The sequence below is a fragment of the Granulicella mallensis MP5ACTX8 genome, from assembly GCF_000178955.2.
GTDB lineage: Bacteria > Acidobacteriota > Terriglobia > Terriglobales > Acidobacteriaceae > Granulicella > Granulicella mallensis.
In genome coordinates this window covers 5,449,206-5,471,200 of record NC_016631.1, presented here as the reverse complement: position 1 = coordinate 5,471,200, position 21,995 = coordinate 5,449,206, and the positions used below count along the sequence as shown (strand labels likewise).

General features: G+C 57.1%; 13 protein-coding genes. 9 read left to right on the top strand and 4 right to left on the bottom strand.

What is annotated here, in order from left to right:
- Window positions 1-84: 84 nt before the first annotated feature.
- Window positions 85-1,224: a VWA domain-containing protein gene (locus ACIX8_RS21150; protein ID WP_014267428.1), complete on the top strand. Its 1,140-nt coding sequence runs from the start codon at window positions 85-87 to the stop codon at window positions 1,222-1,224.
- Between the two features lie 393 nt (window positions 1,225-1,617).
- Here the strand turns inward: ACIX8_RS21150 and ACIX8_RS21145 are convergent, their stop codons facing one another.
- Both ACIX8_RS21145 and ACIX8_RS21140 read right to left on the bottom strand, forming a co-directional pair.
- Entirely contained in the window at window positions 1,618-4,155 is a 2,538-nt protein-coding gene (locus ACIX8_RS21145) for a glycoside hydrolase family 31 protein (RefSeq protein WP_223295408.1), read from the bottom strand.
- Window positions 4,156-4,284: 129 nt separating this feature from the next.
- On the bottom strand, window positions 4,285-6,480 hold the full coding sequence (locus ACIX8_RS21140) for a winged helix-turn-helix domain-containing protein (protein WP_150110698.1): 2,196 nt from the start codon (window positions 6,478-6,480) through the stop codon (window positions 4,285-4,287).
- 255 nt (window positions 6,481-6,735) lie between these two features.
- Here ACIX8_RS21140 and ACIX8_RS21135 point away from each other — a divergent pair, with 255 nt between their 5' ends.
- Together ACIX8_RS21135 and ACIX8_RS21130 are read left to right on the top strand one after the other, a co-directional pair.
- Complete coding sequence (locus ACIX8_RS21135; RefSeq protein WP_014267425.1) at window positions 6,736-10,269, top strand: TonB-dependent receptor; 3,534 nt, start codon at window positions 6,736-6,738, stop codon at window positions 10,267-10,269.
- Between the two features lie 242 nt (window positions 10,270-10,511).
- Window positions 10,512-12,284: an alpha-amylase family glycosyl hydrolase gene (locus ACIX8_RS21130; protein WP_396247876.1), complete on the top strand. Its 1,773-nt coding sequence runs from the start codon at window positions 10,512-10,514 to the stop codon at window positions 12,282-12,284.
- 129 nt (window positions 12,285-12,413) lie between these two features.
- Here ACIX8_RS21130 and ACIX8_RS21125 read toward each other — a convergent pair whose 3' ends face one another.
- Entirely contained in the window at window positions 12,414-12,860 is a 447-nt protein-coding gene (locus ACIX8_RS21125) for a hypothetical protein (protein ID WP_014267423.1), read from the bottom strand.
- 186 nt (window positions 12,861-13,046) lie between these two features.
- On the opposite strand from ACIX8_RS21125, the gene ACIX8_RS21120 reads away from it, so the two are divergent.
- The 4 genes from ACIX8_RS21120 to ACIX8_RS21105 all read left to right on the top strand — a co-directional run bounded on the left by ACIX8_RS21120 (window position 13,047) and on the right by ACIX8_RS21105 (window position 17,752).
- Window positions 13,047-13,643 (top strand): RNA polymerase sigma factor, encoded by a 597-nt coding sequence (locus ACIX8_RS21120; RefSeq protein ID WP_014267422.1) that lies wholly within the window; start codon window positions 13,047-13,049, stop codon window positions 13,641-13,643.
- Between the two features lie 37 nt (window positions 13,644-13,680).
- Window positions 13,681-14,391: a zf-HC2 domain-containing protein gene (locus ACIX8_RS21115; RefSeq protein ID WP_014267421.1), complete on the top strand. Its 711-nt coding sequence runs from the start codon at window positions 13,681-13,683 to the stop codon at window positions 14,389-14,391.
- Between the two features lie 29 nt (window positions 14,392-14,420).
- Entirely contained in the window at window positions 14,421-15,293 is an 873-nt protein-coding gene (locus ACIX8_RS25745; RefSeq protein ID WP_014267420.1) for a hypothetical protein, read from the top strand.
- Window positions 15,294-15,865: 572 nt separating this feature from the next.
- Window positions 15,866-17,752, top strand: a complete 1,887-nt coding sequence (locus ACIX8_RS21105; protein WP_150110697.1) for a CHAT domain-containing protein — start codon at window positions 15,866-15,868, stop codon at window positions 17,750-17,752.
- Window positions 17,753-18,008: 256 nt separating this feature from the next.
- Here the strand turns inward: ACIX8_RS21105 and ACIX8_RS24890 are convergent, their stop codons facing one another.
- On the bottom strand, window positions 18,009-20,054 hold the full coding sequence (locus tag ACIX8_RS24890; protein ID WP_014267418.1) for a YncE family protein: 2,046 nt from the start codon (window positions 20,052-20,054) through the stop codon (window positions 18,009-18,011).
- A gap of 584 nt (window positions 20,055-20,638) precedes the next feature.
- On the opposite strand from ACIX8_RS24890, the gene ACIX8_RS21095 reads away from it, so the two are divergent.
- Window positions 20,639-20,884: a hypothetical protein gene (locus tag ACIX8_RS21095; RefSeq protein WP_014267417.1), complete on the top strand. Its 246-nt coding sequence runs from the start codon at window positions 20,639-20,641 to the stop codon at window positions 20,882-20,884.
- A gap of 2 nt (window positions 20,885-20,886) precedes the next feature.
- Window positions 20,887-21,333, top strand: a complete 447-nt coding sequence (locus ACIX8_RS21090) for a hypothetical protein (RefSeq protein ID WP_014267416.1) — start codon at window positions 20,887-20,889, stop codon at window positions 21,331-21,333.
- The last annotated feature ends 662 nt before the right edge of the window (window positions 21,334-21,995 follow it).

Below are 21,995 nucleotides of genomic sequence, written 5' to 3'. Positions count from 1 at the left end.
CCGTTTAGCGATAGATGACTATTTTGCCTGCCGTGGATTTAAGGGACAGAAGGTATCTCCGTTTACACTGACTCCAGCGTGTTCATGAAGCTCCTTGCCGCCGTCGCGCTTCTGGGAATGCCAGCCCTGCTGGCACAGACCCCTGCGCCCCCCACTCCGCAACCCGAGCAGCAGCCGGACTCGCAGACTGCGACCCTTACTGTGCACTCGACGCTGGTGCTTGTTCCGGCGCTCGTTAGAACGAAATCAGGGCAGCTCGTCTATACGCTCAAAGCCGATGACTTTGTGCTCACGGACGACGGGGTCGAGCAGAAGCTTTCGCTGGAGGAAGACTCCGGCAGTCAACCCCTGGCTCTGGTCGTTCTCGTCGAGACGGGCAGCGATGGCGCCCAGCACCTCCAGGACTATCGCGACCTCGCACCGATGCTCGACAACATGCTGGGCGGTATCGAGCATCGGGTGGCCGTTGTCGGTTTCGATAGCGAACCGCAGCTGCTTCAGAACTTCACCCGCAATATCGATGGCGCGGCCGGCGTGCTCGCCGACCTCGATCCGGGCGACCAGAAGGGGGCTATCTTCGACGCGCTCTCTTACGCGGTCGACATGCTGCGCAAGCAGCCGACGACCTACCGGCGCGCCATTCTTCTGTTGAGCGAGACGATCGATCACGGCAGCCACACGAAGCTCGAAGACGCGCTAAAGGCGATCAGCGATACCAACACCGCCATCTACAGCGTGGGCTTCGCGAGCACCAAGGCCGAGATCAAGCACGAGGCTTCCAAGTTTAGCTCTAATGAGCCTGGGCCTCCGCATGGATGCTTCAGCAAAGACCCGAACCAGGACCCCGCTACCTATGAAGGCCGCGCAACGCAGAACTTTGACTGCTTCGCGGAACTGGCTCCTCCCCTGCGGCTGATCAAGATGGCCGTGATTGCCGCGACCAACGCGATGCGCTCGAATGCGTCCGAGAACGTCGCCAAATTTACAGGCGGCGAGCACTTCAAGTACAAGGACGCCAAGACCCTGCAGCGTGACCTCTTTACGATCTCCAACCACATCCCGAATCGCTACGTTCTGAGCTTCCATCCGCAGTCGCCGCATCCGGGGCTGCATTCCGTCACGCTGCAGCTCAAGAACTATTCCGATCTTGTCGTTCAGGCGAGAAGTAGTTATTGGGTGGATGGCGATACGACGGTTACAACGCCGCCTGCGGACAAGCCTTAGGGTGTGTTGTCGCTGGCCAAGACGTGTCACCCTGTCCGGATATTGAGTTTGATTCGGCGCGAAGCGCGTTCCCTGATGCTTCAGCATCAGGCTACGGCTCCCATAGCTTTGCTTTACGTCTCCTCGCCGAATCGTCATCCTGAGCGGAGCGTCCCGGCCTTTGGGGACGCGTAGTCGAAGGACCCCGAGGGTTGACCTCTTGCCTATGCCCTTTGGAGTTTCTCTACCTCGAGCGCTCGAGCCTGAACTCTCGTGCGGGAAAAGGTCCCAACCTCCTGGGTGAGATCAAGTCTTTCGGGGTCCTTCGACTCCGCACCTCGCAAAAAACGCGAGGCGCTATGCTCAGGATGACGTCTCTGTGGGGGGACAAAATTCAACAAACAACTCAGGACGCTACCGCAACACAACCGTCTGCGGCTTGCCGTTATCGCCAATCGTCACAGCCCACCCCAACGTCGTATGCTCGAGCGTAGAACGATGCCCTCCAACAACGGCTTGCGTCGCCGAAGGCGTCCAGCCCACAGCCTCGATCCGAAACGCTGTCCACCAGGGCGTGAAGCTGCCTTCGCGTTTGGGAATCGTGACGGTCAACGAACCATCTGCCTCGACATTGCATGTGAAGTGCAGCCGCAGGTAAGCACCCTTGCGATAGTCAAAGCTCTTGCCGTCATCCTGGTAGAGATCGCCATGGCAGTTGTCGCCGGGAAAGACGCGCAGTGTGAGCGGCCCGCTGGGCTTTTCTTCGGTGGACTGAACCAGCGGCTGCATGGGGATGATCGAGCCTGCGCGAACGTAGAGGGGCAGTTCTCCCAGGCTGGGCTGCACCATGATGGGCTGCAACGCAGGAGTATCGGTCACGGTCGGGTCGCGGATTTCGAGATCGCGTGAGCCGAGCGGCGCACGACGATCGAGCTTCTCTCCGGTCCAGTAGTTGTACCAAAGCCCTGACGGCAGGACGACCGTGTAAGGTGCGACCTCTTCCGGCGAAGGCGAGGCGGCAACCAGAATCGACGGGCCGAAGAAGAACTCGCCCGGCGCGTCCTGATCGAGCGGATGGCTATCGCTTGCTGCGTGCGGGAACTCCAGGAAGAGGGGGCGGAGGATCGGCACACCGTCGTGCGAGGTTTCTTCGGCCGTGGTGTAGAGATAGGGCATCAGCCGGTAGCGCTCTTCGATGTAACGGCGGCGAATGTTCTCCTGCTCCGGGCCGTCGACCCAGGGCTCGTGGTCGCGTGTGCCTTTCGCGGCGTGGCTGCGGTCGATGGGCTGAAACGCCGCCAGCACCAGCCAGCGCGTCAGCAGCTCGGGCGAAGGAGAACCCGCAAAGCCGCCAACGTCCGCACCGGACATAGAGAAGCCGCTGAGGCCGAGGTTGAGAAGCTGTGGCGTGGTCTGGCGAAGGTGGTTCCAGGTCGAGGAGTTATCGCCGGTCCACGTCGCGGCGTAGCGCTGGCCTCCGGCATAGCTAGCGCGGGTCAGCACAAAGGGTCGCACATTCGGCTGCAGTGCGAGCAGGCCCTCCCGTGTGCCGCGTGAGTTCTCCAGGCCGTAGATGTTGTGAATCTCGAGATGCGTTGTTGTGCGCGGTGAGAAGCCAGGCTCGTCGATGCGGTATTTCACGTCGTCGGGCATGGTCTTGGTGGGATAGGTGAAGACCGCGGGCTCGTTCATATCGTTCCAGAAGCCTGCGACGCCATCGGCGACGAAGTCCTTGTAGAGGGTGCCCCACCAGGCGCGCGTCTGCTGGCGAGTGAAGTCGGGAAAGACGGAGGGCCCGGGCCAAACGGGGCCGACATAGTTCTCTCCGTTGCGTTTCACGAAGTGGTCGCCCGCCTCGCCGGTGTCGTAGGCTTTATATCCCTGATGGGGCAGGTTGGCGATATGCGGATCGGTGATGAGTACCGTGTGGAGGTGCTCTGCGGCAAGCTCGTGGATGAGGCCGGGAAAGTCGGGGTAACTCCCTTGGTCGACGGTAAAGGGGCGGTTGTGATCCTGATAGTCGATGTCGAGATAGATAGCGTCCGAAGGAATCTTGTCGGCGCGCAGGCGGGAGGCGATCTCTTCCACTTTGGTGCGCGGGATATAGGTATAGCGCGACTGCTGAAAGCCAAGCGCCCAGAGCGGCGGCAGCGGTGTCGGGCCGGTGAGCCAGGCATAGGTCTCGATGACGCGTTTCGGCTCCGGTCCGTAGAGCAGGTAGTAGTCGAGCGGGCCGTCCGGAGCGCTGAACGTATAGCGGTCGGCGCGTTCGTGGCCGAAGTCGAAGTAGGTGCGGAAGGTGTTGTCGAAGAGAACACCGATGCTCCGACCGCCGTGCATCTCCAGGAAGAAGGGAATCGACTTGTAGATGGGGTCGGTGGACTCCTGCCAGCCGAAGCTGTCGGTGTTCCACATGACGAAGGACTCCCCGGCGCGGTCGAGCGGACCGGGCTTATCGCCCAGGCCGAAGAAGTGGTCGTCGCCGGTCTTCTGCTTGCTGACTTTGAATCCCGTTCCATCCCACGCGGCCGGTGCGGCGTCTCTTTGCAGCACGTTGCCGGCAAGGTCGGACACAACGATGCGCAGCTCAGCGTCCACCGCTATCCGGAGTGCTGAGGTGCTGAAGCCTGCGTCTTCTGCTGTCACGGCAATCCGTGATGTGCGGGCCTCCGGTAGCACCGCCCAGGAGGCGTCTTCGGCGGGATGTCCGTTAGGATAGATCCGCACCCGCAGAACATCCGGACGCATGGCGTCGATCTTCAACGTTGAGACCGCATTCGAGAGCTCGATGCCGCTCGCGGTATGGGTGAGTCCGGTAAGCGATGCCGTGGCTTGGAATCCGCTAAGGGTAGCGGGAGCGGATTGAGCGGCGGCGCTTAAGCTCGCCAGCGCAAGAACGGAGAGAGCGAAGCAGAGCGTGGTCTTCCTCTGTAGGAATGCGGACATGGGCATAGAGTCGGCATTCGTCGCGGATCACTGCAATGCAAGGTTCTCCCTCAGTTACTCATTTTTGAGTCAACAGGTAAGCGATGTAGGATCAGTGGTTTGACGGGATGGATTAAGCAGGTCGGGCTGGCAGGATTACTTCAGATCGAGCGAGTAGAAGTTTCCGGCAAAGATGCGAGCGCGGATCAGGGGGGTGTTGTCCTGAGTTAGGCCGCCGAAGACGTAATCAACCGCATCGTTTTCTCGCGAGTCGGCTAGGCGGACGATCTCCTGCACGTGGCCATCGGGGATGCTGACGCGGTAGATAGGCTGTGCCGGAACGAGCGAGCCATGCACGTAGAGCGAGCGGCTGTCGGATGCCCAGACCGGGTCGGCGCCGGAGGGAACGGAGAGCGCCTTCCAGGTATGATCCGCAACGTCGTAAAGCTTGACCTGCCGCTGATCGAGCGTGAGCGCGGCGATGTAGTGACCGTCCGGGGACCAGCGCGGACTGAAGAGGCCATCCGAGGCTGGGACCTGCTCCATCTGGTTCGTCTTCAGGTGGAAGATATGAAGCGTGCGCGAGGCGTTTTCTTTGCCCATCGCATCGTTGATACGGCCAAAGACAAGCGACTGCCCGTCGGGCGACCAGGAGGGATCGGCGGCGTTGCGCGACTCCTGCAGGAGCGGCGCGAGATCGTTGCCGTTCGCGCCGACCAGGTAGATCTGCCATGCCTTGCCGGGCTCGCGCGCCATCAGGGCGAGTCGTGAGCCGTCCGGCGACCAGTGGGCCAGGAAGACATCGAAGGTGTCGGGCGTAAGCAGCAGCTTCTCTTCACCGCTTGCGTTGGCTCGCCAGAGTTGACCTGCGCTGTCGGTCCAGGCGACCCATTTGCCGTCGCGGGTGTAGTCGACCCGAACCGCTGAGGAGAGGAAGCCTTTTTCGGGAACGAGTTCGCCATTCGGAGTCACTCGTTCAAGCTCCGAGCGCGCATCGACTCCCAGGAAGAAGACGCGGCTGCCGTTGGGAGCGGCCACTGGAGACTGGAACTCGAGCGGCCCATCGGTCAGGCGCACCGGGTTCTTTGTCGATTCGCCCGAGAGCTTCCAGAGATCGGTATTTCCGCCGTGCGAGGACTGAAAGACGAAGGTGCGGCCACCATTGGCCCAGACCCCGCAGCACTCGGACGAGGGGTTGCTGAATCCCGCGAGCACGGGCTCCGGCCTGCGATCGGACGCGGCCAGTTGCCAGAGCGAGAGCGTGTGCGAGATGGGGTCGATCATGCTGAACCGAAGCAGCTTGCCGTTCGGCTCCCAGCGCAGCCAAAAGGCGCGGCCTGGAAGCGAGGCATAGAGTTCGGGCTTGTTGCCGGTCAGGTGGGTCAGGTAGAGATCGTTGCCGATGGCGTAGAGAATCTCTTTGCCGTCGGGCATCCAGGTAGCGTCGTGGGCCAGAATATTCCCCACGCGTAGGGCCGAACCGCCAAGCGTTGGAACGATCCAGAGCGGTTGCTCGGACTCCGGCGAGAGATGGTCGCGCAGTAACAGCTGAGAGCCATCGGGAGAGATGTTCCCCAGCGCCGGACTCGCTACCTCGGGCGGAATGCTCATGGGGGTGACTGAACCTCCCGAGAGAGACACGGCAGCCAGCCCCGCATGGCCGTTTTCTAAGGTCGGGGCAAACAGACGAACGCCGTCCGTCGCGCTTGCCATGTGATTTTCTATGGTGTTGACGCTGGGAGCCAGGTGGCCGTCGTGGGTGATCTGCGTAATGTGGGGTGGCGCCGTCGTAGCTCGGGAGGTGCCTGCGAGGTATCCGGCGACTGCCACCGAAACGAGAGCCACAGAGGCGATCGCCCACCAGAGGGGCCGCGCAGTTGAGGTTTGAATCACCGGAACAACCGAAGAGCGGGAATCCGCCTGAACTCCGATGGCGGCTAAGGCCGGGGCCGCGCTTTCTGTAGAGGCAGCTTCTTTATCCGGTTCGGAGACAGGTTGGGGCGTCCCCTCTGCGGGCACATAGCCGACAGGCGCGATGAACCGGTAGCCCCGCCTCGCGAGGGTTTCAATGAAGCGGGGATTTTCGGCGGAGTCGCCCAGGGCTTCGCGGATCTTATTAATAGCTGTGCCCAGTGAGTGGTCGAAATCGACGACCGTATCTTTTCCCCAAAGCCGAAGTTGGAGTTCCTCACGGGTAACGACCTGACCCGGCCGTTCAAGAAGTGCTGTCAGGACTTTAAAGGGCTGTCCCTGCAGCTTGATGCGAAAGCCCGCTTTCCAAAGTTCCCCCGCCTGAAGATCGACTTCGTAGAGCCCGAAGGTAAGTCTCGAATTGGCAATCGGGGTTTGCATTGGGATATGAAACAGGTGCGTCATAGACTTTATCATCCCGGGCCCACCCTTGTTGCTGGATGATTAACCGGGTTTAAATAATTGATTGCAGATAGTTTAGTTGTGGATGAAAAATTGAGAGACAAAGGGACGCGAGAAGATTGCACTGATGCGAAGGAATCTTCCAAGGTGTGCGACGTAGCTTAACAGCCTAAGAGTACGCGCCGAGAGGTTGCGACACCCCAGGTTCAAGAGCACCCTTTTGGAGGCATTACCATGCAACGAAATTTGAGTTTGAGTTCGACGGGGAAAATCATATTCCGCGTACTCCTCGTTATTGGCCTGTTGGCAGGACAGTCCGGGCTTTGGGCGCAGTCGGATACAGGCCGTATTACCGGAACTGTGGCCGACAGCACGGGAGCCTTGATCCCCGGCGCGACCGTGACCCTGACCAACACGGACACAAATGTTGTCCAGTCCAGGCCCTCGGGTCCCGATGGTGCCTTCAACTTCCCGGCGCTGACGCGTGGGCACTACCGCATTGAGTCGACGATGAACGGTTTTGCCAAGGAGTCGCAAAACTTCGAGTTGCAGGTGCAGCAGGTTCTGACCCTCGACTTCAAAATGACGACTGGTTCGACGAGCACCACCATCGAAGTGACGGATGCCGCTCCCTTGGTGGATCTCGCAACCTCATCGACCGGTGAGGTGATCGAGGGACGCCAGGTTGTCGACCTGCCTCTGGGGCAGCGCAACTTCCTTCAGCTGGCTACGCTGACGCCGGGCGTCACGCGCGGCGCCTACGGTTCGGATGCCTCGGGTTCAAACGGAAACGTCGAGACACTGCGCTATTCCGACAGCGGCGGTGGAGCGCTAACGGTGAACGGACTTCGTCCGCAATCCAATAACTATCTTCTGGACGGAACCGACAACAACGAGTCGCTGGTCAACAGCATCATCATCTTTCCTTCGCCTGATGCCATCCAGGAGTTCCGCGTTACGACGGCCGTTGCTCCGGCTGAGTTCGGTCGCGCTGGCGGTGCCATCGTCAACACTTCGATCAAGTCCGGTACCAATCAAATCCATGGAACAGCCTTCGCGTACTTCCGCGATCAGGTGTTTGACGCGAACCCGCTTTATTTTCAGCCGGGCGGTCCGGCCCCTGCCTTTCAGCGCAAGCAGTTTGGTTTTGCTGCCGGTGGACCGATCCTGAAAAACAGGCTTTTCCTCTTTGGTGACTACCAGGCACTGCGCCAGAAGCAGCCCCAGGATGCGGGTTTTCAGACCGTTCCGACGCTTCTGATGCGCCAGGGTAACTTCACGGAGTTGTTGAATAACGCCACCGTCAGTACCGGCAACCCCAGCAACTATACGAGCGAGACAGGTTGTAAAGGAACGGTTGTGGTGGCTGGCGCGATCTACGATCCGACAACCTGCCAGCAGTTTGGAGCCGGCACTTCGCAGGCAAATATTATCCCGAAAGATCGTCTTAGCGCTGCCGGGCTGAACTATCTGAATGCTTTTGATCTGCCTAATAATCCTGGCGTGATCAATAATTACTTTGTCGTTCGGAAGAACATCACCAACTACAACGACTTCAATGTTCGCCTGGACTATCACCTGTCCGGCAAGGACACACTCTTTGTCCGGTACAGCTATGGCCAGGACAATAACACCATCACCAGCCTGTTTACGAAACTCCCTGCAGGCTTTGCCTCGGGTGACAATGTCAATCACCCACGCGCCGTAGCTGCTGGATACACCCGCATCTTCACTCCGAATATTGTCAATGAGTTTCGCTTTGGTTATACCCGCCCTGAATATGCCTATATCAATCCACAGGAGGGTGAGGCTGTTTCGGCCAACCTCGGCATTGTGAATGCAAATCGCAGCTCGCTTCTGGGCGGTGGTGCTCTGATCGGCGGCGGGAATACAGAGATTGCCTATACCGGCGATGGCGGCCCTTATTCCGTGCCGCAGAAGTCGTTCCAGTTTGCAGACTCGGTGACCTATACGCATGGACACCACACCTTTAAAGCTGGCGCGAACATCATCCATCGTGAGGTCGACTTCTTCCAAGGCAACAATGCGAAGGGCGATTTTGTTCTCGGAGGAGTTAATTACCCGGGTACGGGACGCTTTACGGGGTATGAGACCTCGGAGATTCTCGCTGGATTCTCGGATTATCAAATTGGTGTATCCAGCAGTTTCTTCAAGACCTTCAACTATGAGACAGGTTATTTCGTCCAGGACGATTGGAAGGTCAGCCAACGCCTGACGCTCAATCTTGGCATTCGCTACGATCTCTATACCTTCCCCTACGAACAGAACAACAATCAGGCGAACTATGATATTCCCTCAGGCCAGCTCCTTTTTGCCGGTGTAGGTGGGAACTCACGTTCGCTTGTAAATACGGGCAAGAATAACTTCGCTCCACGCATTGGCTTCGCTTATGACGTGTTCGGAAACGGTAAAACCTCGTTGCGTGGAGGCTATGGCATCTACTACTTCCTCGACCGCGGTGGCGTTACCAACCAGCTCTCCAATAACCCTGGCTTTAATGGTTCCCAGGCTTATACGGCGGCCAATGGATATCGGATCACCTTCATGGGGCAAGGTCCTACTAACAATAACGATAGTACGTTGGCGACCGCCGCTCTGCCGCTGCCTGTCTTCGGAGCAAGCTCGGTAACTCCGTCAGTTCTTGCGAATTCGAACCTGATTGCGCAAAATCCGACGAATCAGAACAGCTCTGTTCAGCAATATGATCTTCAACTACAGCAGCAATTGGATCGTTTTACGTCCGTGACGATCGCTTATGTCGGAAATAAGAGCGACCATCTCGCAACTTACTTCAATGCCAATGCGCTTCAACTGGGGAACGATCTAAAGTTCTATCCCAATCGCCAGAACATCACGGAGAATCTGGCCGAGGGCACAGGGCACTATAACGGCCTGCAGATCGCACTCAATCGTAATGTAGGCAATAACATGCTTGTAACCGGTGCGTATACCTGGTCGCATACGCTGGATAATTCCAACGGTGCCTTTGCGACGGGAACCAATAGCTCAGGTGCCCGTTTCTTCATGGCGAATGGAGTTCCACAGTTCCGCCTGAATTACGGAAACTCAGACCAGGATCAACGCAATGTGTTCGTAGGTTCGGTCGTCTATAACCTCCCTTATGGGCATGGTCAGCGCTTCGGCGCGGACGCTCCTCGTCTTGTCGATGAAGTGTTGGGTGGATGGCAGTTGAATTCCATTACAACGGTCCAGGGCGGCACACCCTTCGATATCAATACTGGCGCCAACTTCATTACATTTACAAACGCTAACAATACAGCCAGCTATTCACTGGGAACGAATCTCGATAACCGAGCTGATCTGATCAGCTATAAGCACGTTTCAAAGAACCCGGTTGGTGGTAGCAGCTCGGCTAATAATCGAACCTACTTCACGGGTACCTTCGGCGTCCCGACAACGCAGGTCGTAGACGGAAACACAGCCTATACGCGTCCAGGAAACGTAGAACGCAACCAGTTCTTCGGCCCGGGCTTTACCGCCGAGGATATTGGGGTCTTCAAAGACTTCACAATCACCAAACGGGTGAAGTTCCAGCTGCGTGCCCAGGCTTACAACCTGTTCAATACTCCGGCATTCCGCAATCCTGATGGAGACATCAACAATGGCGTGAAGGATTTCACGACTGGAACGGTTACGACTGGGCCCAGCAATAGCTTTGGTTCAATCAGTAGCGTTCGTTCGCAGTCGGAGCGGCAGATGGAGTTCGCTGCCCGCGTCAATTTCTAACTAAGGGCAGTCATCCTCCAGCGGCACTGCAAGATGCTTGCAGTGCCGCATTTTTCTAGAGCAGGTTTTACGGCAGGAGTATTCACGAAATGTTTTGGTGCAAATGTGAGAGATGGACGAGTCTGACCGTAATTTCAGCAGCACTCTTAGCCGGGGTATGTGTAACCCATCCAACCCAGGCTCAAATATCTTCAAGCGCGCTGAAGATCGAGAAGGTCGATCCTCCCAATTGGTGGGCTGCCATGCCGAAGCCCATGTTGCTAGTGCGCGGCGAAGGTTTTAGCGGTGCAAAATTTTCGCTGAGTGATGCGTCACTGCATGTTGAGAAGACGGTTGTTTCCGCGAACGGTCACTGGGCGCAGGTGTGGCTTGAGGCATCGCCGGTTAAACCTGAGACCATAACCCTTCGTGCCAGACGGAATGGCCAGACTGCGGAGACGAAGTATACTTTTGCCGCACGCCGGCCGGTGAGCGATGGCTTCGCGGGTTTTTCTTCGCGCGATGTGATGTACCTCATCATGACCGATCGTTTTGCCGATGGCGACCTGACGAACGACGGTCTCGAAGCACACAGCGCCGCGGACAGTGCAGAGGCTCGTGCGGAACGCGACAAGCCGCGCGGCTGGCATGGCGGAGATCTGCGTGGGGTGACGCAGCATCTGGACTATCTACAGCAACTAGGAGTGACGGCGGTATGGACGACGCCCGTTTACGAGAACCACGAAAAGGAAAGTTATCACGGCTACGGCGCGACCGATCTGTATCGGGTGGACGATCACTATGGCTCTCTCGATGATCTGAAAGTATTGGCCTCGGCACTGCATGCCCGCGGCATGAAGCTGGTGCTCGATACCGTTCCCAACCATGTGGGTCCGGGCAATCCGTGGGTTCATGATGAGCCCGCGCCGGACTGGTTTCATGGCACTGCGGAGAGCCACCTCAAGGCTGAGACGAACTTCCATGCGTTGATCGATCCTCATGCCTCCGACCGCGACCGCGTTGGTACCTTGCATGGATGGTTTGCGAATGTGTTGCCGGATATGAATACGGAGAGCCCCGCGGTAGCGCAATATCTGCGTCAGGATGCCGTGTGGTGGATCGAGCAGACCGGCGCCGATGCCCTGCGCATCGACACCTTTCCCTACGTGGACCGAGAGTTCTGGCATGAGTTCCATGGTGAACTGGCAAAGTTATATCCAAGGCTGACCGAGGTAGGAGAGGTCTTTAATGGAGATCCGGTGATTACTTCTTCTTTTGCCGGAGGAGTTACACGGGCGGGCGTCGATACAGGGCTTTTTACACCTTTCGATTTTCCGACTTACTTCGCCTTGCGTGATGTCTTTCTAAAGGGTGAATCCTTGAAGAAGCTCTCCGATGTGCTGGAATCAGATTCTCTCTATCCTCATCCGGAACGGCTTGTTCCATTTCTTGGCAACCATGATACGGCGCGTTTCAGCCAAGGAGCTACAACGGACGCCGCATTGCGATTGGCTTTCGCTTATTTGCTAACAACTCGTGGCATGCCGCAGATTTATTCAGGCGACGAGCTTGCGATGAAGGGCGGCGAAGATCCCGACAATCGTAGAGACTTCCCCGGAGGGTTTCCAGAAGCTACAAAGAACGCCTTTACTGCGGCAGGACGCTCGCCGGAACAGGCTGCGATGTTTGACTGGGTGTCGCGGCTTACAGCCATTCGCCATAAGGACACTGCTCTGACGTGTGGAGGACTGCAAATGCTTAACAGTGGCGAGAACTGGCTGGTCTTTCTGCGCGATAGCTCCCATGCGCCAGCATCCGGCTGTACTGCGGCATCGGACGATCAAAAGGTGCTCGTAGCCATACATCGTGGCCAGGCGTCCGAGGCTTTGACGGTTGACCTGACGAGCACCTGGGCAGCGGGTTGTCGAGTTGGGCCAACGGAGTTGGGGATAAGCAGTTCGGTAGCAGAAATTACCGGGCAGCAGTTGAAACTCCAAATGGGCAGCAATGATGTCCTGATTGCGGCGTGCCATTAGACACGTTGCTCAAATGAAACATCCCTCAAAAGATTCAGGGCAGAGCCGGAATGGCTCTGCCCTGAATCTTTCTGTAAACGGTGTGGCTTGGTTCTGTACGCATGCTGTCGCGACAGCATGGAATAATTTCTAGCGGTGACCGCCGCCAGCATGGCCACCACCGCCACGCTGGAATCCACCAGCACGTTCGCCGCCTGCATCATGACCGGCATTGCCGACGTGGCCCTGTCCGTCCCGTGCCTCGTTCGCGTGGAAGTGGTTGAACGCCGACTCGCCGCGGCCTGGCAGCGGGCCATGATAGCCATTACGAGGATCGAAGCGGTTATCGACATGGCCATAGAAGCCACGATGACCGTGGAACCAGGGCCCGGCTCCTATGAAGATGCCGCCAGTGAACCAATCCGGGCCATAGTACCCGTAGGGAGCGCAATCATAGGGAGCATAGTCGAAATATCCGTAGGGGCAGACCGGGGCTACCCCGATATCCACTGAAACCTGAGCCGGCGTTTTAGCGCTGCTGACGAACAAAAATCCAGCAGCAAGAATAAGCAAACTGAGAAATTTGGAAATGCGCATGTTTCACCTCAGGTAGAGGCTACTCCAGAGTTGGCCAAGTGTGGAAGATCCCGTTCGACGGGCTGCGGAAGATCACCGCCGTTTTGCGAATGGGCAGCTTTGGATTTTTATGCTCCGGCATATGGTCAGCAATTGTCCTGAATCGAGTAGACTTCCCAGAGCAACCCATAACAGAGGAGCAGGCGAGTGGAATTCTTCACGTTCGATGCCGAGTATCTGGAAAAGCTCCAGCTAGGGGACCCGTCTGCCGAAAAGCATTTCGTTGCTTACTTTAGTGAGTTGATCCACCTGAAATTGCGCTCGCGCCTGGCCTCCCGCGAGGCTGTCGAAGATGTGAGGCAGGAGACCTTTACACGCGTCTTCCTGATGTTGAGGAAGAGCGATGGGTTGCGCGATGCGAATCGGCTGGGATCGTTCGTAAACTCCGTTTGCAATCATGTACTGCAGGAGCACTATCGGGCACAGAAGAAGGTTGGATCTTCGCTGGAGGAAGAGCCCGAGACGGTCTATGTCGACCGTAACCCAAGCCCGCTCAATCTGTTAGAGAGCAAGGACAGGGCACGTCTTGTGCAGCAGGCCTTGGCGGAGCTGCCCGGCCGCGACCGGGACCTGCTGCGGGCCATCCTGATGGAAGACCGCGACAAAGATGCTGTCTGTGCAGAGATGGGAGTAAGCCGCGAGTACCTGCGAGTTCTGCTTCACCGGGCCAAGCAGTCCTTCCGGTCGACCTATGATCGGCCGCCTGTTCCAGAAGAACCTGTCCCCAGGCGTGAAACGTTTTAGTCCCCCAACGCACTATTAACTCGAGGAATGAATTCGGATGGATCATCACCGCATCGTCGATCAACATCTGGTTGAACAATATCTGCTGAATGAGATGTCGCCAGAGTTGCGCGAGGAGTTTGAGGACCACTACTTCGGATGTCCGGAGTGTGCTGCCGAAGTTCGCGCAACCTCCGCATTCATGGACGCGGCACGGAGCGAGTTCAAGAAGACAGCACCGACGAGCAGCCCAAGTCTGAGTGATGCCAGGCCGCCAAAGATTAAGCAGAGCTGGCTGTTCCTGTGGAGGGAGTGGTTCGCGGTCGCAGCGTTCGCGACGTGCCTGCTGGTGGTTGTGTATCAAAACACGGTTGTCTATCCTCGGCTGCGAAATGAAGTCGCAAGCCTGGAGAAGCCTGAGGTCTTAGCTACAGTCTCCCTGGTCAACGGGAACAGCCGCGGAGGAAACATTGTTTCCGCGCAGGCCGGCGACGCGCAGGCTCTCCTGCTGCTGGTAGATATTCCAGCGCAGGACCGCTTTTCTGATTACACCTGTCTGCTGTATTCACCAGATCACCAACTTCTTTGGACGGTTAAGGTGTCGGCCCAGGAGGCGAAGGACACGGTCTCGATCCGCGTTCCTTTCGCGAACAGGAGGGAGGGTATCTACTCCCTGGCTGTCAAAGGAAATCAGGACGGAGCCGCCTCCAGCAGTGGTGCCGAGCTTGCGACGTACAGCTTTTCGTTGAACACCGGGTCCGGTCATTAATCAATGCCATCTCACCAGGAGTCAATGCCATGCAAACGGACGTAAAACAGGTCTTCTACTTTCATGCAGACGCCAACTCGTTGGGCGGGTTCCTTGAGGAGCCGTTCCGCTATATACCGACCCCCTGTTCGGTTGCCCTGTCCTCTACCGGAGGCAGCGTCACGCAAAAGGCGGAGCCCTTCCACTTCGAAGATCGCATCCACGCAAAAGCCTCTTACACCCATGTCTCAGGAAGGCCTACAAAAAGGAATGGGCCATGGACGCAGCGCGTCTCCAGCGTGGTAGAAGGCTTCAATCTGCTGGGGCGGGTTACTGCGGACAGCCTCGCAGCGCAGGTATTTATTGAGCATCCTGAGGCCGGCCGCGGCCCTCGGAAGATCTCATTTGCCGGTTCGCATATCCATAATCTTCGCGTCGACGGCAGGCCGGTAACCCCCGTCCTGAACGCCACGCTACTGCCGGAACAGCATCGTTCTGAGGACGTTTATAATCGGGACGCATCCGTCAATCCTGAACTGGCCTGGCCCACGCTTTGGCAGGCAGCGCACCGTCAGGGCGTCGATCTGTTGGAGAACAGGTCCATCCCCGAGTGGGTTCGCGCTCGCTACGGCTGGATTGCGGCGAAGGAAAATTCTGGTGAAGGTAGCCTTGAGGGATACACGCTGTGCTCTCTGGTGGACAAGCTCGATGGCCTCACTTCGGACCGGAGTTCTGGCCACTCTATCGACGTGCCCGACCTCGGAAGAATCTTTCTGGGAGAGGTGACGATCTTTCCCCAGGCCGTAACTCTCACGATGCTGCGTGCCGAGTTGGGTTGCGCTCTTACGGGACAGGCGAGTGTGGCGTCGGCGGCAAGCAATGGCACAATGATTCCTCCAAATGTCTCATTGCCGGGCTACTAGGGCTTGTCTTCATCATCGGATGCCGACCTCCGCGACAGGTGGATCCTGCTGCTAGGTTTGAACAGATTCATGCTGATTTTCTTGGAGGACATCTCGGCCTCGCTCAGCGGGCGGCGTCCATTGAGCGGCGGGCTCTTTTCAGCCGTGATCCAGCATGGAGTTTCAAGTTCTGTTTGCTTGAAGCGGAAATTCTGTCCTATGAGGGGCGTAGTCGGGATGTCGTAGACACGCTGGCGGACGGAACTCGATCATTCTCTCCTCGTGGAGACGCGGCCATCAAACAGGAGATATTACTCAGTCTTGCTCATGCCCGCCTGGGACAGTCCCAACTGGCAAGTGAGGAACTACAACAAGCGCAACGGCTAGCCGACTCAACTCTCTCTCCTCTGCAGAGCGAGGTCGTTCGTGCTGAGGGGCTGCTCGCAGATCGAAACGGACAACAATCTACTGCTGCGAGTTCGTTCCGCAAGAGTTTGGAGCTTGCACGGAGACAGAAGGACCTTTTTATAGAAGCAACCGATCTATCTAATCTAGGAACGGAGGCTTTGCATCAAGAGCGTCTGGATGAGGCTTTGGATAGGTTTAATGCATCATCGGCGATTGCAGGTTCCATTCATGCCAATGTAATTCTGCAGGGGGTTCTTGGGAATGCAGGCTGGGCCTACTACAGCCTTGGAGACTATGAGAAGGCTCTTGTCAGTTTTCAGCAAGCCGAGATACAAGCCAAGAATTTGGGCGCTACGGACAATGAAATTCTCTGGCTGCAAAGTGCCGGACTGTCGCTCTATCGTCTTGGAGATCTGAAGCAAGCTCAGTCTTACTACGAAGAGGCGCTACGTGCTGCCGACGCAAGCCACGACGCAGCCAGAAAAGCAGTAACCGACACATCGCTGGGACAGCTCTTGCTTCAGCTTGGTCAACTGGATGCGGCAAAGGCTCGTGTCGATGAGGCGTTGAAGACAGCTCAACAGATAGGGGACAAAGCCAGCGAGCTGGATGCTTTATTTTTGCAGGGTCAAATTGCAGCGCGTACCTCGAATGGGGCTGATACAGAGCGGATCTTTTCGCAGGTCTATCGCGATGCTGCCGGGACGCCCTCTCTCAAGTGGGAGACCGAGAATGCCTTTGCCGATCTCTATGCGAGCAGGCACGATGTGCGGCAGGCAGGCCTGTGGTATCGCAGGGCGATCAAGACCTTTGAGACGCAGCGGTCTTCCGTGCAGGATGAAGAACTCAGGCTTCCGTTCTTTGCCAATGGCGATGAACTGTATCGCGACTATGCAGACTTCCTGATTGCATCTCATCGCTCCGACGAGGCACTACAGTTCCTCGATGGGGCCCGTGCTCGAACGCTGAAGGAAGGTCTGGGTGAGTCGGTACAAGCCACGCAGGTGCAACCCGAGACACCATCCCATACTGCTCGCCGATTGAACGCTGTCATCCTGTTCTATTCGTTGGGGCCGCAGAAATCCTATCTCTGGGCTATCGATCGGAACGGCACGCATCTGTTTGTGCTGCCCCCCGAAGCAGAGATCACCGCGCGGGTAAAGAGTTATCAAGCCGATGTTCTGAAGTCGCATGATCCATTGCGTGAGGGTAATTCGGAGGCCCAGTGGCTTTACGCAACACTGGTCGCACCTGCCCAGGCTCTCATCCCGAAGGAGTCTCGCGTCTTCGTCGTTACGAGCGGCAGCCTCAATGATTTCAACATGGAGATGCTCCTCAAGCCTGGACAGTCTGGATCTCAAGAAGGAGCACACTACTGGATTGAAGACGTCAGCCTGAGTATGGCAAGTTCCATTCAACTACTCTCTCGGCTTGCACCGGATAAAGAGAGGACTGCGAACAAGCTGCTACTCATCGGAGACCCTGTGGCTACAGGGGAAGGCTATCCTCCACTTTCGAATGCGGCCTCTGAGGTGGAGAGTGTCGAGCGATATTTCCCGCCTGGGGATCGAACCATACTGACCCAGTCGGCTGCGGTTCCGGTGGCGTATGTGGACTCCCATCCGGAGCAATACTCTTACATACACTTTGTCGCGCATGGAACAGCCAGCAGCCTGCGTCCTTTGGATTCCGCGATCGTGCTCTCTCCTCCGCATGCTGATCCGGACAACTTCAAGCTATATGCGAGGGACGTTATCCATCGGCCGCTCCACGCTCGCCTGGTAACTATCTCGGCCTGCTATGGATCAGGATTGCGCAACTATGATGGCGAAGGCCTGGTGGGCCTCTCCTGGGCATTTCTGCGTGCGGGAGCGCATCAGGTGATCGGAGCCGTGTGGGAGGTCAATGACAGTTCCACACCGCAACTGATGGAGCAGATGTACCACGGTCTCGCAGAAGGCGAGCAGCCGGATCAAGCCCTGCACGCTGCTAAATTATCGATGCTGCATTCGCAGGGAGTGTTTCGGAAACCGCTGTATTGGGCGGCCTTCCAGCTCTATACGGGGTCATAGAGAGATTCCATTCAGCGATGGAAGGGTTCATAGCTGTAGTGTTGTTCTTTTCAACCACCTGATGAATTGTCATCTCGACCGGAGCATGACGGTTTTATGTCATGCGCAGTGGAGAGACCTGCAGCTTGTTCGCACAGGCGATCATGCCGGTACAAGCAAACTGCAGGTCTCTCCACTACGACGGCAAAAGCGCCGCCTTCGGTCGAGATGACAATTCTGAGGTGGTTGGTCTGTACATCTTATGAAACTGTTCCGACTACGTGGTGAGTACAAACGCAGTCAGGGCCGAGGCATCGTACTGGCTTTGTCTGCCTTGTCCGTTGGTCATGGTGGCGGCAACATAAAGCGCCGCCGCAAAGCCCGCAGTGGGGCAGGTTCCGAGCAATTGGCCGACTTGAGCGTTGAAGGTTGACGTCAGTGAGCCGACCTGGCCGCTTGGCAAAGCAGGCGTGAACGAGAGTTGTGTTCCGCCCCGGACAATCTCAGTGGAGTAGTCGCCAAACCCCGCTGGCTGGCTTGCCGTAAAGCCGATGGAAACATTAGCCGTTGTGTTGCTTCCATAGTGCAGCACTCCGCAGGTGTCCGCGGTTACGGGCGGAGCCACCTGGAGCACCGGCGCTGAGATCGAGGCGATGCAGCGCTGGTTGTTCACCAGGAGGGTGAGTGGTGCGCTCACCAGGCCCGAGATCGGATTGCCGGCATTGTCGAGGAAGACCAGTTGCAGCGTATGCAGTCCATTGCTCAGCACGGTGGTGTCGAGCATGTCCCCGAGCGCCGGCGACTCCCACAGGAAGAGCTCGCTGACGGGATGCACGGGATAGCATCCTGTCGACGACCCAATCTTGGTGGCAGTGATGGTCTCCAACACATTCCCCGTTCCATTCCAGAAGTAGTTCGTCCAGCTATCGGTGTGCGGGACGCTGTCTACTTTGACCTGGTAGTAGGAGGCGCCGGCATCCGCCGCGGCCTGGTGGTTGACTAAGACCGGCAGCGTTCCGCCGAAGGGAACATTCTTGACCCAATAGGGTGGGTCGACATCGACGGAAGTGTTCGCCATCCCCTGGAGTGGGCCGGCAGCCTGGTTGATTCTGTCAAAGGGAATCAGACCGATGCCAATCAATAGATCACCGGTCGCGGCAAAGGTGGTGAAGGCGATCTCTTCAACCTCCGTGTTGGAGCAGATCAGCATCTCTCCCGGATTCGGCAGAGCTACGCTGGATGGCCGCACCGGCACACCGCTGGCTACGACATTCGTGGCCCCGCTCGTGACGTTTACACTCACGATGGAGTTCGCAGGATCTCGCTGTGGAACCAGCAGCGCATCTTGCCCCACATCAGCCCAGGTCAGAAAGAATGGCTCGGTTAAGCCTGAGGCGACCGTGGTTCGCGCAGCGTTACTCAACTGAATGGAACTGATTCGTCCGGCGGTGGGCGCGGTCATCTGTTCGCTGACATAGGCGTACTGCAGGTCGGAGCTGAGCACGATTCCAACGGGGTTGACGAGTCCGGTTGCAACCGTCGTCTTCTGTCCGTTGGCCAGGTTGACCTTAACGATCGAGCCAGGAGCAGCGTATTCGACTATGTACGCCGCATGATGCGCTTCATCGAGGAACATCTGTTGTGGTGCAGTCAGCCCTGTGGCGATCACCGTCGCGGCACTGCGATTTGCATTCGTGAGCGCAACCTTGACCAGATCACCGCTACGCTCCGTCACATAGGCGTGTACGCCGTCGGTGCTCAGTTTTACATCTTCTGGCTGGTTATAGCCGGTCCCGAGCACACTGTAGCCTGAGGCGATACGGTAGGTAACCCAATTGATGGTCAGGTCGTAGCCGTAGGCAACTACCTGCACCTTCGTGTAGTTGCCGTTCGTGGTCAGCACAGCGAACACGTCGTTCACGGTAAGAACATTGGAGGGGTTGTTGTTGCCTGTGATGGGAGTCGTTGCGTAAGGCAGGTCCTGCAGATTGGCCGCGGTAATACCGTTGAAGTTCACGGCTCCAAGGTTGATGATCTTGGCACTGTTGAGTGGCGCCATCTGGCGTATGACGGTAGTGTCCTGTACCCACTGGACATCGGCACTCGCTGCAGGTCCGCCCTGGACGCCGGTATCGAAGTCAAAGGTAAAGGTGCCCTTCAACACTGTATTCGTGCCACTGTCTACGGTGGTCGCGGCAGGGAACAGATTGACTGCAGACAGCTTTCCCGAGTACTCCACGAAAACAAGTTGTTGTTGCGCGTTGCGAAAATCGCATCCAATTGCGCCGCCGAGGCCGGTGGCGAGTTGTGTTGTGGTTGGCATTGAGTCTCTCCAGATAGATCTACCTTTGCAGGCGATGTCTTCATAGTGATGAGTCATCGCAAAGCGTTTCAGTATTAGCGAGAAATATTCGCAAACACATCGACTTGGTGAAGCGATGCAAAGGGATTGAAGTAGCCAGAGTGGTGAGTCATTAGTCCTTGAAGAATGATGGTCAGTTCAGTACAGCGCAAAGCGCGTTCCCTGATGCTTCAGCATCAGGGAGACGGAGGGAGCCGTAGCCTTTAGGCTACGGAATTAGGGGGGCTGGCGAAGATGTGGCCTTTAGGCCCGGGCTCTCTTTCGGCTGCGAACAAAAAGCCCGGGGCTAAAGCCCAATTCTTGCCTAGCTCTAATCCCGTAGCTAAAGGCTACGGCTCCCTCCGTCCCGCGACGCTAAAGCGTCACGGTTTGCGCTTCGCGCTATAGGTGGTCGCACTGATTCTTCAACGAACTAAACACTCACCACACCAGTTCTTATTTTTCAGTTGATCTGTAACGCTCCTCCTCTCCGCTACACCATTCAAGCAACAGGGAACCGGGGCTTGGCTTCGGCCAGATGGAAAGCCCTGGACAAGGAGAGAGTGATGTCGATTAAAACCAGTGAATTGCCCGATCTGATTGCGGCAGCCGTTAAACACGCAATCGCCACCAAGCAGATTACAGACGAGACGTTGCAGACTTTGCTTCACAAACCCTTCACGATCGGTATCTATCCGGAGCCCGCACTGGGACTGGCAGAGCCCGCCGAAGTTGTGAAGTTAAAACCACTTGGCTATGCTGCGCACGACCTCGAAGCCCTTCGCAATCCTTCAACGCTTAAGGAGATCTAGCCGTGAAGGGGCCGAACGTAGTTCAGTGTCCAAGTGCTCAACCCGCCATGCTGGGTGCGGTTATCCACGGTGTTGTGGATGCTGCATCCGGCAAGATCCAGCATCTCTCCACACCCGAGCCGGTAACTCCGGAACTGCTCGCTATGACAGCTCCGCTGCTGCCTACCCAGGTGCTTCGTATCTCTGCACCTTGTCAGGGAGGAGCCTGTGGCCACTTCAATGGAGCGGACTGCACCCTTGTGGACCGCATCGTTCAGATCATGCCTGCAACTGATTCCGCACTGCCTTTTTGTGCCATCCGTGCAAACTGCCGGTGGTTCAGCCAGCGTGGTAGAGCCGCCTGTATGCGGTGCGATCAGATCGTCACGGATGAGTTTGTTCGGGATGAGCAGATGGCATCCTTAACCGTTCCGGCGGGTAGGCCCACTGAGTCAAGCGATTTGCAGTGAGCCATAGTGCGTGTCATCAAATTGCACTTGGAGTGTGGTCGAAGTATGCAGCCAGTTTGTTGAGGCAGGGATCGGAAGGGCCTGGCTTCAGCCAGGCCGCTAAAGGTAGCATTCAACGCCTTTTCCACTCTGCCGAAGGCTGAAGCGGAGGCGTAGCCGGAGCGACTGAATTGCTTTCTTTGATTGCGGCAAAAGGGGTGGTCATATCCACAAAAGTGTCCCCGGTGGTCCTTGTGCAGCTTGGGCCGCACGAAGAAAGGCAATTCAGTCGTTGCGCCCTGCGGGCTTCACTTCGGCCTTCGGCAGAGTGGAAGGAACCTTTAAACGCTGCCTTTGCGGCACGGTTGAAACCGTGCCCTTCCGGTCCCTGCCTCAACAAACTGACTACACAGTTCGAGCATCCCCCAAATGCAGTTTGGTGACACGCCATAGAGCAAGCATCGCAAAAAGAAATTTTCTAAATGTAACGATGTCTGACTTATCAGCACTATCCAGATAACGGGGATTACAAACTGCGTGCCGTGCTGCGGCGCAATTTTTATGGGACGTCCCTGCAAAGGAGAATCACCATGCATTCATATAACGCATCGCGTAGGACGCGCCCTGACTTTGTACTCCTCAGCGCAAAGATATTCGTGGGCCTGGTTTTGTTGGGACCCGTA